Source organism: Pantoea sp. PNA 03-3 (genome assembly GCF_003201175.1).
In the GTDB taxonomy this organism is placed as follows: domain Bacteria; phylum Pseudomonadota; class Gammaproteobacteria; order Enterobacterales; family Enterobacteriaceae; genus Pantoea; species Pantoea stewartii.
Genome location: NZ_QICO01000002.1, coordinates 158,848 through 174,537 on the forward strand (window position 1 = coordinate 158,848; position 15,690 = coordinate 174,537).

12 protein-coding genes are annotated in these 15,690 nt (G+C 52.6%); 2 read left to right on the forward strand and 10 right to left on the reverse strand.

What is annotated here, in order from left to right; all coding sequences use genetic code 11:
• The first annotated feature begins 3 nt into the window (after positions 1-3).
• The gene (gene apaG, locus C7433_RS07095; RefSeq protein WP_006117645.1) at positions 4-381 is read left to right on the forward strand and encodes a Co2+/Mg2+ efflux protein ApaG; all 378 of its coding nucleotides are present in this window, start codon (positions 4-6) and stop codon (positions 379-381) included.
• 55 nt (positions 382-436) lie between these two features.
• Positions 437-1,294: a bis(5'-nucleosyl)-tetraphosphatase (symmetrical) ApaH gene (apaH, locus tag C7433_RS07100; RefSeq protein ID WP_033740231.1), complete on the forward strand. Its 858-nt coding sequence runs from the start codon at positions 437-439 to the stop codon at positions 1,292-1,294.
• A gap of 54 nt (positions 1,295-1,348) precedes the next feature.
• On the opposite strand, the gene folA is transcribed toward apaH, so the two are convergent.
• The 10 genes from folA to ileS all read right to left on the reverse strand — a co-directional run bounded on the left by folA (position 1,349) and on the right by ileS (position 15,671).
• Complete coding sequence (folA, locus tag C7433_RS07105; RefSeq protein ID WP_006117643.1) at positions 1,349-1,831, reverse strand: type 3 dihydrofolate reductase; 483 nt, start codon at positions 1,829-1,831, stop codon at positions 1,349-1,351.
• 231 nt (positions 1,832-2,062) lie between these two features.
• Positions 2,063-3,202: a porin gene (locus C7433_RS07110; protein ID WP_006117642.1), complete on the reverse strand. Its 1,140-nt coding sequence runs from the start codon at positions 3,200-3,202 to the stop codon at positions 2,063-2,065.
• A 295-nt stretch (positions 3,203-3,497) separates the two neighbouring features.
• Positions 3,498-4,397 (reverse strand): transcriptional regulator, encoded by a 900-nt coding sequence (locus tag C7433_RS07115; protein WP_110267858.1) that lies wholly within the window; start codon positions 4,395-4,397, stop codon positions 3,498-3,500.
• 657 nt (positions 4,398-5,054) lie between these two features.
• Positions 5,055-8,285: a carbamoyl-phosphate synthase large subunit gene (gene carB / locus C7433_RS07120; protein WP_110267859.1), complete on the reverse strand. Its 3,231-nt coding sequence runs from the start codon at positions 8,283-8,285 to the stop codon at positions 5,055-5,057.
• 13 nt (positions 8,286-8,298) lie between these two features.
• The gene (carA, locus tag C7433_RS07125) at positions 8,299-9,447 is read right to left on the reverse strand and encodes a glutamine-hydrolyzing carbamoyl-phosphate synthase small subunit (RefSeq protein ID WP_054634512.1); all 1,149 of its coding nucleotides are present in this window, start codon (positions 9,445-9,447) and stop codon (positions 8,299-8,301) included.
• 468 nt (positions 9,448-9,915) lie between these two features.
• Positions 9,916-10,731 carry a 4-hydroxy-tetrahydrodipicolinate reductase gene (gene dapB, locus C7433_RS07130; protein ID WP_039338771.1) on the reverse strand — a complete coding sequence of 272 codons (816 nt, stop codon included), beginning with the start codon at positions 10,729-10,731 and terminating at the stop codon, positions 9,916-9,918.
• A gap of 212 nt (positions 10,732-10,943) precedes the next feature.
• Positions 10,944-11,894, reverse strand: coding sequence for a 4-hydroxy-3-methylbut-2-enyl diphosphate reductase (gene ispH, locus C7433_RS07135; protein ID WP_054634514.1), 951 nt, complete (start codon positions 11,892-11,894; stop codon positions 10,944-10,946).
• A complete protein-coding gene (gene fkpB / locus C7433_RS07140) occupies positions 11,875-12,345 on the reverse strand; it encodes an FKBP-type peptidyl-prolyl cis-trans isomerase (protein WP_110267860.1) in 471 nt (156 codons plus the stop codon). The genes ispH and fkpB overlap by 20 nt, the downstream gene beginning before the upstream one ends.
• A 3-nt stretch (positions 12,346-12,348) precedes the next feature.
• Positions 12,349-12,852, reverse strand: coding sequence for a signal peptidase II (gene lspA / locus C7433_RS07145; RefSeq protein WP_006117636.1), 504 nt, complete (start codon positions 12,850-12,852; stop codon positions 12,349-12,351).
• The gene (ileS, locus tag C7433_RS07150; RefSeq protein WP_054688162.1) at positions 12,852-15,671 is read right to left on the reverse strand and encodes an isoleucine--tRNA ligase; all 2,820 of its coding nucleotides are present in this window, start codon (positions 15,669-15,671) and stop codon (positions 12,852-12,854) included. The genes lspA and ileS overlap by 1 nt, the downstream gene beginning before the upstream one ends.
• Positions 15,672-15,690: the final 19 nt, after the last annotated feature.

Genomic DNA, 15,690 nt, shown 5'->3' on the forward strand with positions numbered 1-15,690 from the left:
CCTATGAGTGAACCGGCCCGCGTATCGATCCACGTCCAAAGCCTTTATGTCGCCTCGCAATCCTCACCGGAAGAAGAGCGTTATGTTTTTGCTTATACCGTTACGATCCGCAATTTAGGCCGCTCCTCTGTGCAACTGCTCGGGCGCTACTGGTTGATCACCAACGGCAATGGACGTGAAACAGAAGTTCAGGGTGAAGGCGTAATCGGTGAACAACCACACATTGCGTCCGGTAGTGAATACCAATATACCAGTGGCGCGGTGCTTGAAACGCCTATGGGCACGATGCAGGGCCACTATGTGATGGTGGATGAGCAAGGCGATACGTTTCACGTCGACATCCCCGTTTTCCGCCTGGCTGTTGAAAGCCATATTCACTGAACCTGATGCCTTTCGCCCGACTAACGGGCGACTGTTTTTAGTTGGATAATTCACAATGAATACTTACCTGATTGGCGACGTTCACGGTTGTTATGATGAATTACGTGCTCTGCTAAACCAGGTGAACTATGATCCTGGTCAGGATACCTTGTGGCTGACAGGTGATCTGGTCGCACGTGGGCCCGGCTCGCTGGAGGTGCTACGCTACGTCAAATCGCTGGGAGACAGCGTTCGCCTGGTTCTGGGCAATCACGATCTGCATTTGCTGGCCGTTTATGCCGGCATCAGCCGCAATAAACCTAAAGATCGCCTGACGCCACTGCTGGAAGCGGAAGACGCAGATGAATTGATCAACTGGCTACGTCGGCAGCCTCTGCTGCAGGTTGATGAAGAAAAGAAGCTGGTGATGGGCCATGCGGGCATTACGCCGCAGTGGGATCTGGAGACGGCGCAACGCTGCGCGCGTGAAGTCGAAGCCGTCCTGGCCAGTGACAGCTATCCGCTGTTCCTTGATGCCATGTATGGCGACATGCCGAATAACTGGAGCGAATCCCTGTCCGGCCTGGCGCGGCTACGTTTCTCTACTAACGCGCTGACCCGTATGCGTTTTTGCTTCCCAAACGGACAGCTCGATATGATTTGTAAGGATGCGCCTGAATCAGCGCCGCCACCGCTTAAACCCTGGTTTACGATTGAAGGGCCCGTTGCCCGCGATCACACCATTGTGTTTGGGCACTGGGCATCACTGGAAGGCAAAGGGACACCAGAGGGCATTATCGGTCTGGATACCGGTTGCTGCTGGGGTGGGAATCTGACCCTGCTGCACTGGGAAACGCAGCGTTATTATGTTCAGCCTTCCAACCGCCAGCTTTCTGTACCAGACGATCTGTCACCCCAACAGTCAGCCAGCTGATCCACCGCCATAAAAACGCCTTGTCCCAACAACAAGGCGTTTTTCGATCCCCCATTAACGACGTCGTTCGAGGATCTCGAAGCAGTAGCTGTGTGAATTCTGCTCGTCAGCGTCATGGAATTCGCTAAAGGTAGAATGCCATTCATCCGGTTCGTAGTCCGGGAACTGGGTATCCCCTTCTACTTCAGCATCAATATGCGTCAGATAAAGGCGGTCAGCGCGGGCTAACATCTGTTCATAAATGCGGCCGCCGCCAATGACCATGATCTCTTCAGCTTCGCCCGCAGCATTTACTGCGTCATCCAGCGACGTTACCCAGGTAACGCCTTCTGCGTGACCGGGTTTACTGCTGACCACAATATTCAACCGGCCCGGTAAAGGCCGGCCGATCGATTCAAAAGTCAGCCTGCCCATAATGACGGGCTTTTTCAGTGTGTTGCGCTTAAACCACGCCAGATCTGCAGGCAGGTCCCACGGCATGGCGTTTTCCATTCCAATAATGCGATCTGCTGCTAATGCCGCGATAAGACTAATCATGTTAAAAAGCTCGCTGAAAAAAAACAGGCGCCATGATACGTAAAGGTTAAACCTTCGTCGATAGCAGGAACGGGCTTCTTAAATAAAGCGGCATAGACACCGCCTTTCAGAGTTTGTACAGGGTTTTACTCCGCAAAAATCGCGGTTATAACCCTTAAATCGCCAGATAATGACGCGAGTGCGTGATAAACACAGAGAATAAAACGGCTCCAGACGGAGCCGTTGGGATTATCAGAAATCGTAGCGGAAACGAACCAGATTCATGTCGCCCTGATTATCCGTGCTGGACGTGAAGACATGTTCGTAATCCACACGGAAACCATAGTCAAGGAACAGCGTTACGCCCAGACCATTGTCGATGCGCTGGTAGTTACGGCCATTCGCATATTCTAAACGGTCACCCATGACATAAGGCTGAACGGCTTTGACACCATATTGCGCCACCGGGATTTTATATCCGGCGTAATATTCGATGCCCCAGGCATCATCCGCAAAATAGTTATTCACGTTGCGCTGTTTGGTGGTCAGGAAGTTTTGGTACCAGCCACCCCCTGCTGACAGGGTCCAGTTACCTGGCGTCCAGCTCAATGCTGTTCCAAAAATGTTTTGGTCGTAATCTTTACTGTTGCCAGTAGCAGGATTACGCATGCTGGCGCGGGTGTAGTTCCAGGCCGTACCCCATGCCAGGGTAGGCGTAATATTGTAATTCACACCCAGCGAGCCACCGCCCTGGCGCTTATAGCGCAGCCCGTTGCCCGGCAGATACTCGTTATCGCTAAACAGGTAAGAGGCGTAAAGATCGACTGCCCCATAACTGTTTTTGTATTTCAGCTGTTTACGAGAACGGTAGGAACCATCGTAATCACCATTAATGCCGTTGCCCGGTGCCTGGGCCAGCATGTCGTAATCCCAGATATCCGTCTTGGCACCCACAACATCGTAATAAACGCTGTTCTGCTGACCAAAGGTTAACTGGCCCCAGGTCTTACTTTTCAGGCCGGTATAAAGCTGGCGGCGAGTAGTCTCGTGCGCACCTTTAGCGTAGTGATTATCCCAGTTGAACACGGCCGGAATGTTAACGCCCAGTTCATAGTAGCTGGTCCAGCTAATATCATCGAACAGGTAGTAGTCGGCGCTGAAACGGAAACGGGATCCGCCGTCAAAGCCATTACGCTTGTAAGATTTATCGTTGACGCCGGTTTGATGATTAAACTGGGGGCGAATGCTGCCACCAAATTTGAAATCGAGACGGCTAAGGGGATCGCCTGCTTGTGGGTCTTGTTTAAGAAGAGTGATTTCAGCCTGGCTGGAAAACGTGACCAGAGCCAACAGTGCAGCCACTGCACTCAGTGCAAAATTACGCGCTTTCATTGTTATGAATATCCTGTTTACGCTCTCTTCATGAGCGGGCAGGATATTACATTGGCCATGCATGAGTTGGTAGTACTTTGTATTATAAATTCGTGCGAAAAAGCGAATCAGGCATGATTTGATAATAATTAAATCAAATTTCTTAAATTGTTTACCCACCTCTCTCTTTTGCCGGAATCGTATCAGACATCGTGCGGCTTTTTTGCCTCAGTCATTTCCTGAAAAACGGTAAGAGAAACAGGCACGCCTGGTAACTGTTATTGAAGATAAGACGCGTTCTCACAACGCACTGACTTCAGATAATGACGCGTCCATTAGGCACAGCATGGCACCATCTGTTTTTGTACTCTCCTGACATCGAACCATAGGAATAATAGAGAGGAACCTGTTTATCAGACGCCTCCTGATGCAAAGAGGTAAGATTCTTCCACATCAGCATCGTCCCCACTGCGCCCGCATTGCTGTCCATCCGGTAGCCAATATTGATAAAGTCCACAAACATGCCAACCTGGCTATTTACAGAGACCAGTAATTGCAGCCCGATTGGCTCATTGTTCAGGAACATCATATGCCCTTTGAAGCAGTGCTGGAACTCACGGAAAAAGGCTTTATTGATGTCTCTTTCAGCAATTGGCTGCTCCCGTCTCGCGCGATATAACGCTTCGAAAACCTCAAAAATATGCTCACCATCAAGATGATTTACATTAAGCAAACTTCCGCCATCAGCGAGGAATTTTCTTAATTCGCGTTCGCGGGTTGAGACAGTTTTTCGTGAGAAGTCGACAGCAGGATTTTTCGTCAATGCTGCTTTATTCTTGCTCAACAAACGATAAGACGCATTAAGAAACGTATTACCGTGCAGATGATGCAACGACTTACAACGAAAGGGCAAAAGGACCTTTGTTTTGGTGTCGCGACAAAAGGGTATATAAACGGATGTTGATGGGGTCAGTAGCGCAGGAAGCGAACGCTGAGGATTTTTACCATCGTTGGCGAGCCAGCCTTTTTCAACGCAAACGCTCCCTACCATAGCCCCTTTCACCTTATAGGCATAAAACGTGAAAGGCTGCTGATGGCGCATCCGGAAAGCGATAAATTCCGGCGCTGACTCACAGTTGTACCCAAAATCATCACACGCTTTTTGATAGTCGTTAAAAGAGCACTGCTCCCATCTGAAAAACCTGGGGATCAACATGGTAAATACGCACTTATATTAGCGAAAAAGGTTTACAGTACCTGTCGGCACTCCGGAACAGCATGGCCTTAACCAATTCCGCATTGTAAAGTTAAGCACAACAACAGAACAGTTTGTTATTCGCGACTTTATATAATAATGGCATCCCGTTTAGATTTCGTTGATTTATTGGCAATGATTTAAAATAACAGGGCGATGCCTGACGAGTAATATTAAAAACAAGAGCAACGAGAAAAATAAACAATTAGATGAATAGCCAGCTGAAACCAATTAAATATGAAAAAGAAATTAACTTATAATTAATATTTTTTAAATGGATGATCCATTGGCAACACAGCATTCTTATTTTTTATAAAATAAATTTTTCATCTGATTCAGAGCAGATCTGGAATATTACAGCGCCGTTTAAACCTGTGGGCTGTGATGACGCATGGCCGAGAGCCACAGCCGCATTTAGACGGGGTGCGAATGGTGGCGTAAGACAGAAAAGGCACGCTGGTCAGGCTGTTGCAATACAACACTCTCTGCATCAGCTTTACAGGCACATCGTGTAAACACATGCGATGTGAACTGGACGTACTGCAAAAAAAAGCCCCTGCCAGAAGTGCTCTGCTTATGGCAGATGCTCCCGACAGGGGCCTGAGCGCTCAGTCTGCGCTATTTATGCGCAAGGATTTGCGCATGCATCTCCTGCACCGAAATGACTTTTTCGGTTGGATCGGCATTTAGCGCCATTGCCGTTGCGAAGCCACCGTTCAGCGTCGTGTCGTAATGCACCTTATATTGCAGTGCGCTGCGACGAATCAGCTTGGAGTCTTCAATCGCCTGACGACCTGCTGTGGTATTTACGATATAGGCGTACTCACCGTTTTTCAGGCGGTCCTGAATGTGCGGGCGGCCTTCGTGAACCTTATTCACCAGGCGCGGGTTAATACCGGCCTCGCCCAGTACCACAGCCGTACCGTGCGTCGCATCCAGTTCAAAACCAAACTTCTGCAACTTCGCCGCGAGGTCAACGATACGTTTCTTGTCGCCTTCACGAACGGACAGCAGCGCACGTCCGGTTTTCTTCATGTTGCTTTGCGCACCCAGCATCGCCTTGGCAAACGCCTCGGCAAAGGTACGGCCCACGCCCATGACTTCCCCGGTTGAACGCATTTCAGGTCCCAGAATCGGGTCAACGCCCTGGAATTTGTTAAACGGCAGCACCACTTCTTTGACAGAGTAGTAAGGTGGAATCACCTCTTTGGTGACGCCCTGCTCCGCCAGCGTTTTGCCTGCCATTACGCGGGCTGCCACTTTTGCCAGCGGAACGCCGGTTGCTTTTGACACGAACGGGACGGTACGCGCCGCACGCGGGTTAACTTCAATCAGGTAAACTTCGTTGTCTTTGACCGCAAACTGTACGTTCATCAGGCCACGCACATTCAGCTCAAACGCCAGTTTTTCAACCTGCTGACGCATGACATTCTGAATATCCTGACTCAAGGTGTAGGCCGGCAGTGAACAGGCCGAGTCACCCGAGTGAACGCCAGCCTGCTCGATATGTTCCATGATACCGCCGATCAGCACGCGCTCACCGTCGCAGATAGCATCCACATCGACTTCGACGGCATCATCCAGGAAGCGATCCAGCAAGACCGGCGCATCGTTGGACACTGACACCGCCGTCTGGAAATAGCGTTTCAGGTCGATTTCGTCGTAGACAATTTCCATGGCGCGTCCGCCCAGGACATAAGACGGGCGGACCACCAGCGGATAACCAATGCCCGCCGCTTTTTCAACCGCCTGCTCCAGCGTGGTAACGGTGGCGTTAGCTGGCTGCTTCAGACTCAGACGGTCAACCGCCTGCTGAAAACGTTCACGGTCTTCTGCGCGATCGATGGCATCCGGGCTGGTGCCAATGACCGGCACACCTGCCGCTTCCAGCGCGCGAGCCAGTTTCAGTGGCGTTTGTCCACCGTACTGCACGATAACGCCTTTCGGTTTTTCGATGCGCACGATTTCCAGCACGTCTTCCAGCGTGACAGGTTCAAAGTAGAGGCGGTCAGAAGTGTCGTAATCGGTGGACACGGTTTCCGGGTTACAGTTGACCATGATGGTTTCATAGCCATCTTCACGCAGCGCCAGTGCTGCGTGGACACAGCAGTAGTCAAACTCAATGCCCTGACCAATACGGTTTGGTCCGCCACCCAGCACCATAATCTTGTCGCGATCCTGATTAGGATGAGCTTCGCACTCTTCTTCATAGGTGGAGTACATATAAGCGGTATCTGTTGCAAATTCCGCCGCACAGGTATCCACGCGCTTATAGACTGGGTGAAGATGATGCTGCTGACGCAGTTTACGAATCTCGCCTTCCGCGACGCCCGCCAGGGCTGCCAGACGTGCGTCGGCAAAACCTTTGCGCTTCAGCGCGCGCAGGAAATCCGCGTTAAGGCCATTGATGCCCTCACGCGCTACCTGCTCTTCCAGGCGAACCAGCTCTTCAATCTGCACCAGGAACCAGCGATCAATATTGGTAAGATTAAATACGCCATCGACCGACATGCCTGCACGGAACGCGTCCGCGATGTACCAGATACGATCCGAACCGGCATCTTTCAGCTCACGACGAATGCGGGTCAACGCTTCCGCATCGTCCAGATGCACTTTCGGGTCAAAACCATTAGCTCCCACTTCCAGACCACGCAGTGCTTTCTGCACCGACTCCTGGAAAGTACGGCCAATCGCCATGACTTCACCCACCGATTTCATCTGGGTGGTCAGACGGTCATTCGCACCGGCAAATTTTTCAAAGTTGAAGCGAGGAATTTTTGTCACGACATAATCGATAGACGGCTCGAACGAGGCTGGTGTGCGTCCCCCAGTGATATCGTTCATCAGTTCATCCAGCGTAAAGCCTACCGCCAGTTTCGCGGCCACTTTGGCAATCGGGAATCCGGTGGCCTTCGATGCCAGCGCTGAAGAGCGTGACACACGCGGGTTCATCTCGATGACGATCAGACGGCCATTTTTCGGGTTCACCGCGAACTGGACGTTGGAGCCACCGGTTTCCACGCCGATCTCACGCAGTACCGCCAGCGAGGCGTTACGCATGATCTGGTACTCTTTGTCGGTCAGCGTCTGTGCGGGCGCCACCGTAATGGAGTCACCGGTGTGAATGCCCATGGCGTCAAAGTTTTCGATAGAGCAGACAATGATGCAGTTGTCGTTTTTGTCACGCACAACTTCCATCTCATACTCTTTACAGCCAATCAGCGATTCGTCGATTAACAGCTCGTTGGTAGGCGAAAGATCGAGTCCGCGTTCGCAGATCTCTTCAAACTCTTCGCGGTTATACGCGATACCGCCACCGGTGCCGCCCATAGTGAACGACGGACGAATAATGCAGGGGAAGCCGACATCGGCAGCCACTGCCAGCGCTTCTTCCATCGTATGTGCGATACCGGAGCGCGCCGTATCCAGACCAATGCTTTTCATCGCCACGTCGAAGCGGCGGCGGTCTTCCGCTTTATCGATCGCATCGGCCGTGGCACCGATCATGGTTACGCCAAACTCGTCAAGAACGCCCTGACGTTCCAGCTCCAGCGCACAGTTCAGCGCCGTCTGGCCGCCCATGGTTGGCAACACCGCATCCGGGCGCTCTTTCTCAATAATCTTACGTACCACTTCCCAGTGAATCGGCTCGATGTAGGTTGCATCGGCCATTTCCGGGTCGGTCATAATGGTCGCCGGGTTCGAGTTCACCAGAATGACGCGGTAACCCTCTTCGCGCAGGGCTTTACAGGCCTGGGCACCGGAATAGTCGAATTCGCAGGCCTGACCGATCACAATCGGACCGGCACCAAGAATCAGGATGGATTTTATATCTGTACGTTTTGGCATGATTAGCTCCTGATTACTTTGCTTTCGAACGGAATGCGTCAATCAACTCGATAAAGTGGTCAAATAACGGTGCGGCATCACCCGGTCCCGGGCTGGCTTCAGGATGGCCCTGGAAGCTGAACGCAGGCTTGTCGGTGCGATGGATACCCTGCACGGTTTTATCAAACAGCGAAATATGCGTTACCCGCAGACTGGCGGGCAGATGGGTTTCATCCACCGCAAAGCCGTGGTTCTGTGCCGTAATCATGACGCGATTGTTATCGAGATCTTTCACCGGGTGGTTACCACCGTGGTGACCCAGCTTCATTTTTACGGTTTTTGCGCCGCTGGCCAGTGCCAGCAACTGGTGGCCAAGGCAAATGCCAAACACCGGAATGTCGGTTTTCAGAAAGGCTTCAATCGCCTCAATGGCGTAATCGCAGGGCTCCGGATCACCCGGACCGTTTGACAGGAAGATGCCATCCGGATTCATCGCCAGAACGGTTTCGGCGGGCGTTTTAGCCGGGACAACCGTCAGACGGCAGCCGCGGTCGACCAGCATGCGCAGAATATTGCGTTTAGCGCCATAATCGTAAGCCACAACATGGTAGGGCAGCGCTTCTGCTGACGTCTGCGCAGGTAAATCCCCTTCCAGCGTCCAGCTCCCCTGCAACCAGGTATAGGTTTCTGCCGTCGTCACTTCCTTCGCCAGATCCATCCCTTTCAACCCCGGGAAGGCCTGCGCTTTCTGTAAGGCCAGAGCGGCATCCGGATTGTCGCCCGCGATAATGCAGCCATTCTGTGCGCCTTTCTCGCGCAGCAGACGCGTCAGCTTACGTGTATCAATATCGGCAATAGCAACAATGTTATTGCGCTGCAGATAGGCTGACAGGCTCTCTTCGCTGCGGTAGTTGCTGGCAATAAGTGGCAGGTCGCGAATGACAAGCCCCTGAGCGTGAATCTGGCTGGATTCTTCATCGGCGGGGTTGGCACCAACGTTGCCGATATGAGGATAAGTGAGAGTAACGATTTGACGAGAATAGGAAGGATCAGTGAGGATTTCTTGATAACCAGTCATTGACGTATTGAAAACGACTTCCCCCACTGCCGACCCTGTAGCCCCGATGGCCCGACCGTGGAATTGGGTTCCGTCTTCCAGAACCAAGAGCGCTGACTTAATCAAAACATCCTCCAGGGAATAAACAGTCACAATATCTGCATATTAATTCATAATGATGATCTGAATCAATGCAAAAACGGCCTGAGTGGTCAATTTTTGGCAAATTGCGCGCATTCTAATGATCGCTCTGGTACTTGTCCACCCTGAAGCCACTTTTTTAACATCTTTTCAGGCTCAGAGCGAAAAAAAAGAGGATAAGGGACAAAAACAGGGGCAAACACAATCAAATAATCGTTTGCTCATCGTGGAGAAGCATTATTCTGCCTGACAAGGCTATTAATTTTGACCAAATGGTCAAATTTAACAGGTTTACCGTTAAGATGAAGAGAGAATAAATAAGTTTATGAGCATTTATACAGAAAAAATAAACAAGAGGCTTATTTTTTACAAAATTAAGGGCAATAATATTATTACCCTTTTTCAATCAATGAATTAGCGATTGAAATCACCACATCACACAGGTAAAACCCATTACAAACTGGCTAAATCAAGGACATCACGCATATCGTAAAGCCCTTTTTTCTTCGCACTTACCCATAATGCCGCCTTAACCGCGCCATTAGCAAACGTCATACGGCTTGACGCCTTATGAGTAATCTCTACACGCTCTCCCTCGTCTGCAAACATGGCCGTGTGTTCGCCGACAATGTCACCGGCTCGCACTGTTGCAAAACCAATGGTTTGAGCCTTACGTTCGCCGGTGTGCCCTTCGCGACTGTAAACGGCATGATCAGCCAGTTTCCACTCCATGGCGTCGGCAATGGCTTCCCCCATGGCCAGCGCCGTTCCTGAAGGAGCGTCCACTTTGTGACGATGATGCGCTTCGATAATCTCAATATCCGCATAATCGCCCATCACGGTAGCGGCTTTCTCCAGCAGCTTCAGAACCAGATTGACGCCAACGCTGAAGTTCGCCGCAAAGACAATCCCCGTCTCTGTTGCCGCATCACGAATCGCCGCCTTACCGGCTTCGTCAAATCCGGTCGTACCAATAATCATTGCCTTGCGGTGTTCACGGCACAGTGCCAGGTAGGCCAGCGTCCCTTCGGGACGGGTAAAATCGATTAAGACGTCAAAATCATCCATCACAGCACGCAGATCATCGACAACGGGAACGTCCAGTTTGCCCACGCCCGCCAGTTCACCAGCATCGGTGCCGATTAATGACGAGCCCGGACGTGCCAGTGCCGCGCCCAGATCCACGCCGTTGGCGTGAACGACCGCCTGAATCAGGTTACGGCCCATGCGTCCCGGCGCACCCACGATGGCAATGCGGATATTCTTCATATTTATTCATTCCTAAAACAAAACTATGCATGCAAGCGCAATCAGGTTAACCATGAGATAACAACTGCGCCACTTTTTCTCGGGGATAATAAGAATTTTTATGCCAGGCGAAGGCGATTATCAGTAAAAGCAATTTCACCTCGTCGTTGGCCGGGCGGCGGATAGCAAAAAGGCCGAACAGAGTCGGCCTTTTTGCTACTACAGGTTTGTTGTCACTGCACGTTGCGGACATCAACCCGCAACTCTTTGGGGACTTCAAACACGATATTTTCTTCCCGCCCTTCCAGGACTCTGGCTTCGCCGCCACCTAACGCCTGCAGACGGCTGATGACATTCTGCACCAGAATATCCGGCGCCGATGCACCCGCGGTGACGCCAACACAGCGGGCCGCGGCGATCCATTCGGGCTGGATATCCTCTGCATCGTCGATCAGATAAGCCGCTTTACCCATGCGCTGCGCCAGTTCGGCCAGACGGTTAGAGTTTGACGAGTTTTTAGATCCGACTACCAGCACGACATCCGCCTCTTCAGCGAGTGCCCTTACCGCTTCCTGCCGGTTTGTCGTGGCATAGCAGATATCATCTTTACGTGGGCCGACAATTTTCGGGAAACGGGCACGCAACGCATCAATCACTTCAGAGGTATCATCGACCGACAGCGTGGTTTGCGTCATGAAAGACAGCCGGTCATGATCTTTAACGTCCAGTTTCCAGACGTCATCCGGGGACTCCACCAGATACATGCCGCCCTTGGGGTTATTGTACTGCCCCATGGTGCCTTCGACTTCCGGGTGCCCGGCGTGACCAATCAGCACCGACTCTTCGCCCCGGCGGCTGGCGCGCGCGACTTCCATGTGCACCTTGGTCACCAGGGGGCAGGTCGCATCAAAGACCGTGAGATCACGGCTTTTCGCTTCGTTACGTACCGCCTGAGAAACGCCATGGGCAGAGAAAATCAGGATAGCACCATCCGGCACTTCGCTGATTTGCTCAATAAAAATTGCGCCGCGCTGGCGCAGGCTGTCCACCACGTAGCGGTTATGTACCACTTCATGACGCACATAGACCGGCGCACCAAACAGCGTCAGTGCGTTTTCAACAATGCTGATGGCGCGATCGACGCCAGCACAAAAACCACGTGGATTAGCCAGCAGAATTTGCATGGTTCGCCTCCAGTACCGGATCGATTTCCAGCACCTCAATGTCAAACTGAACGCGATGGCCTGCCAGCGGATGGTTAAAATCAACGGTGATTGAATCACCATTGATTTCGCGAATCACGCCCGGCATTTCACTGCCGCCCATGCTGGTAAACAGCATAATAGCCCCAATCTCAGGCTCGCCCGCTTCATTAAAGTCGCGACGCGAAAAGTACTGGATCAGATCAGGACTGACACCGCCAAACGCCTCTTCCGGTGCCAGTGAGAACTGATGTTTATCCCCGGCTTTTAAGCCCAGCAGTGCCTGTTCCAGCGCGCCGGACAGGCTACCGTCACCCAGACGAAACAGCGCAGGTTTACCGCTGGCGCGGGTGGATTCCGCCACTGAGCCATCTTCCAGCTTCAGAACGAAATGCAACAACACCGCGCTGTCGCGCTGTACAGACTCAGACATGGTTTACCCTTTTTTAACCTGCTTGCTGGACGGATTAAAAAACCCCTCCAGCACCACCAACGCCGCACCGATACAGATGCCGCAGTCAGCGATATTAAATGTAGCAAAGTGCCAGTTACCGATATAGAAATCGATAAAATCCACCACGAAGCCATGATACGCACGATCAAACAGATTACCGACAGCGCCGCCGATAATGAGCGCATAAGCACTGTTGGCGATCTTCTGTTGGGCGCTGTTGCGATACATCATCACCAGCAGCGACACCACAATCGCCAGCGCAATACCGGCGAAGAACCAGCGCTGCCAGCCGCCTTTATCCGCGAGGAAACTGAACGCCGCGCCGTAATTGTGCGCGTAAAACAGGTTAAGGAACGGCATCAGCGGCTGCGTTTCATGCAGCATCATGTTGTTCATTACCCACTGCTTGCTGACAAAATCAACAACGATAACAACCAGCACCAGCCACAGCCAGCGCAATCCGGTGGAGAAAACAGGTCTACTCATCAGGCAAACTTACGCTCTTCACCGTTTCCGGCTACGTTAGTGTAACAGCGACCGCACACCGCAGCGTGCTCAGGGTTCTGACCGACGTCAGTAGTGTAGTGCCAGCAGCGCGGACATTTCTCGCCTTCGGCTTTGTGCAGGCCGATTTTCAGACCTTTTACCAGTTCACTTTGCTGCGCATCAGCGTCAGCCTGAGCGTAGTCGGCAACCTCAGCACCGGAGGTCAGCAGCACAAAGCGCAGCTCATTACCCAGCGCCTTCAGCTTCGCCGCCAGCTCGGCATCAGCATACAGCGTGACAGAGGCTTCCAGCGCGCCACCAATGCGTTTATCGCTACGTGCCTGCTCAATCACCTTGTTCACTTCACCGCGCACTTTAAGCAGTTCAGCCCAGTACGCATCGTTCAGCGCTTCGTTTTCAGGCAGACCAAACAGGCCGGTGTACCACTCTTCAGTGAACACATACTTCGCGCGCTCGCCCGGCAAATAGCCCCAGATCTCATCAGCTGTGAAAGACATGATCGGCGCCATCCAGCGCACCAGCGCTTCCACAATGTGCCACAGCGCAGACTGACAGCTACGGCGCGCCAGGCTGTCACCTTTCGCGGTGTACTGACGGTCTTTGATGATATCCAGATAGAAGGAGCCCATCTCAATGGAGCAGAACTGCATCAGGCGCTGAATCACTTCGTGAAAATCGTAGTGCTCGTAGGAAGCCACGATATCCGCCTGCGCCGCCTGCGCACGTCCTACCGCCCAGCGATCGACCACCACCATCTCTTCCGGTTTAACCAGATCGGTGGCCGGATTAAAGCCGCTCAGGTTCGCTAACAGGAAACGCGCCGTGTTACGGATACGACGATAGGCATCGGCAGAGCGCTTCAGGATTTCGTCAGAAACGGCCATTTCGCCCGAGTAATCGGTCGAAGCAACCCACAGGCGCAGAATGTCTGCCCCGAGCTTATCCATCACATCCTGCGGCGCAACGGTATTACCAATGGATTTGGACATCTTGCGGCCCTGACCATCAACGGTAAAGCCATGCGTCAGCACCTGACGATAAGGCGCTTTGCCTTTCATCGCTGTCGAGATCATGAGCGAGGACATAAACCAGCCACGGTGCTGATCCGATCCTTCCAGATACATATCCGGCGTATTACCGCCAAATTCCGGGCGCGCATCCACGACGGAATAGCTGGTCGATCCTGAATCGAACCAGACGTCCAGCGTATCCGGCACCTTCACATAGTTGTCGGCATCATCGCCCATCAGATCGCGGGGATCGAGATCCCACCATGCCTGAATACCGTCCTGCTCAACGCGCTGCGCCACTTTTTCCATCAACGACAGGGTGTCCGGGTGCAGTTCTTCGGTCTCTTTATGGACGAAAAGCGCCATTGGGACGCCCCAGGTACGCTGACGGGAAATACACCAGTCAGGACGGTTGGCGACCATGGATTCAATACGCGCCTGGCCCCAGTCCGGGATCCACTGAACGCCTTTAATCTCTTTCAGGGACTGCGCGCGCAGGCCTTTCTGATCCATGCTGATAAACCACTGCGGGGTAGCACGGAAGATGATCGGGGTTTTATGGCGCCAGCAGTGCGGATAGCTGTGCAGCAGTTTTTCAACATGCAGCAACGCGCCCTTCTCTTTCAGCAGTTCAACGATCAACTCGTTAGCTTTAAAGACGTTAATGCCGTCAAGCCCGGGATAGGTACCGGGCAGGTAGGCGCCATCAGGCCCAACCGGATTCGCCGTTTCCAGACCGTATTTCTGACCGATCACATAGTCATCCGGACCGTGACCCGGTGCTGTGTGAACCGCACCGGTACCGGCATCCAGCGTCACGTGATCGCCCAGAACCACCTTCGACTGGATCTGCGCCAGGAAAGGGTGCTGGAACAGTTGAAGCTCCAGTGCTGCGCCCTGGCAGGTGCCCAGCACAGTCCAGTGGCTGACGCCCGCGCGTTTCATGACGCTCTCAACCAGATCCTTCGCCAGGATTAGGCTGCGGCCCTCAATCTGCAACAGCTGATAGTCAAATTCGGGGTGCAGAGAGATGCCGCGGTTAGCAGGCATGGTCCACGGCGTGGTTGTCCAGATGACCAGCGAAACGGGGCCTTCTGAGGCCGTTACCCCAAATGCCGCACGCACGGCATCCGCATCCACGGCATTAAACATGACATCGATGGAAGGCGACGTTTTGTCATAATACTCAACTTCCGCTTCCGCCAGCGCAGAGCGGCAATCCATGCACCAGTGCACCGGCTTGGCGCCTTTGTGCAGGTGGCCATTACCGATGATTTTGCCCAGCGCACGAATGATATTCGCTTCGGTCGTGAAATCCATCGTCAGGTAAGGACGATCCCAGTCGCCCAGCACGCCCAGACGAATGAAGTCGGCTTTCTGTCCTTCAACCTGTTCGGCCGCGTATTTACGGCAGGCTTCGCGGAATTCGGCGGCGGTGACTTTCTCGCCCGGCTTACCGATCATCTGCTCAACTTTGTGCTCGATAGGCAAACCGTGACAGTCCCAGCCCGGCACATACGGTGAATCGTAGCCCGCCATGCCTTTCGACTTGACGATAATGTCTTTCAGAATCTTGTTAACAGAGTGACCAATATGAATGCTGCCGTTCGCATAAGGAGGGCCATCATGCAGGATAAAGGTTTTTTTCCCTTTTTTGGCTTCGCGGATGATGCCGTAAAGATTGTCATCATACCAACGCTGCAGCATTCCCGGTTCGCGTTTGGCCAGATCGCCACGCATGGGGAACCCCGTTTCCGGCAAATTCAGGGTAGATTTATAGTCACTCATCAGATTCTCGATTCCGTTT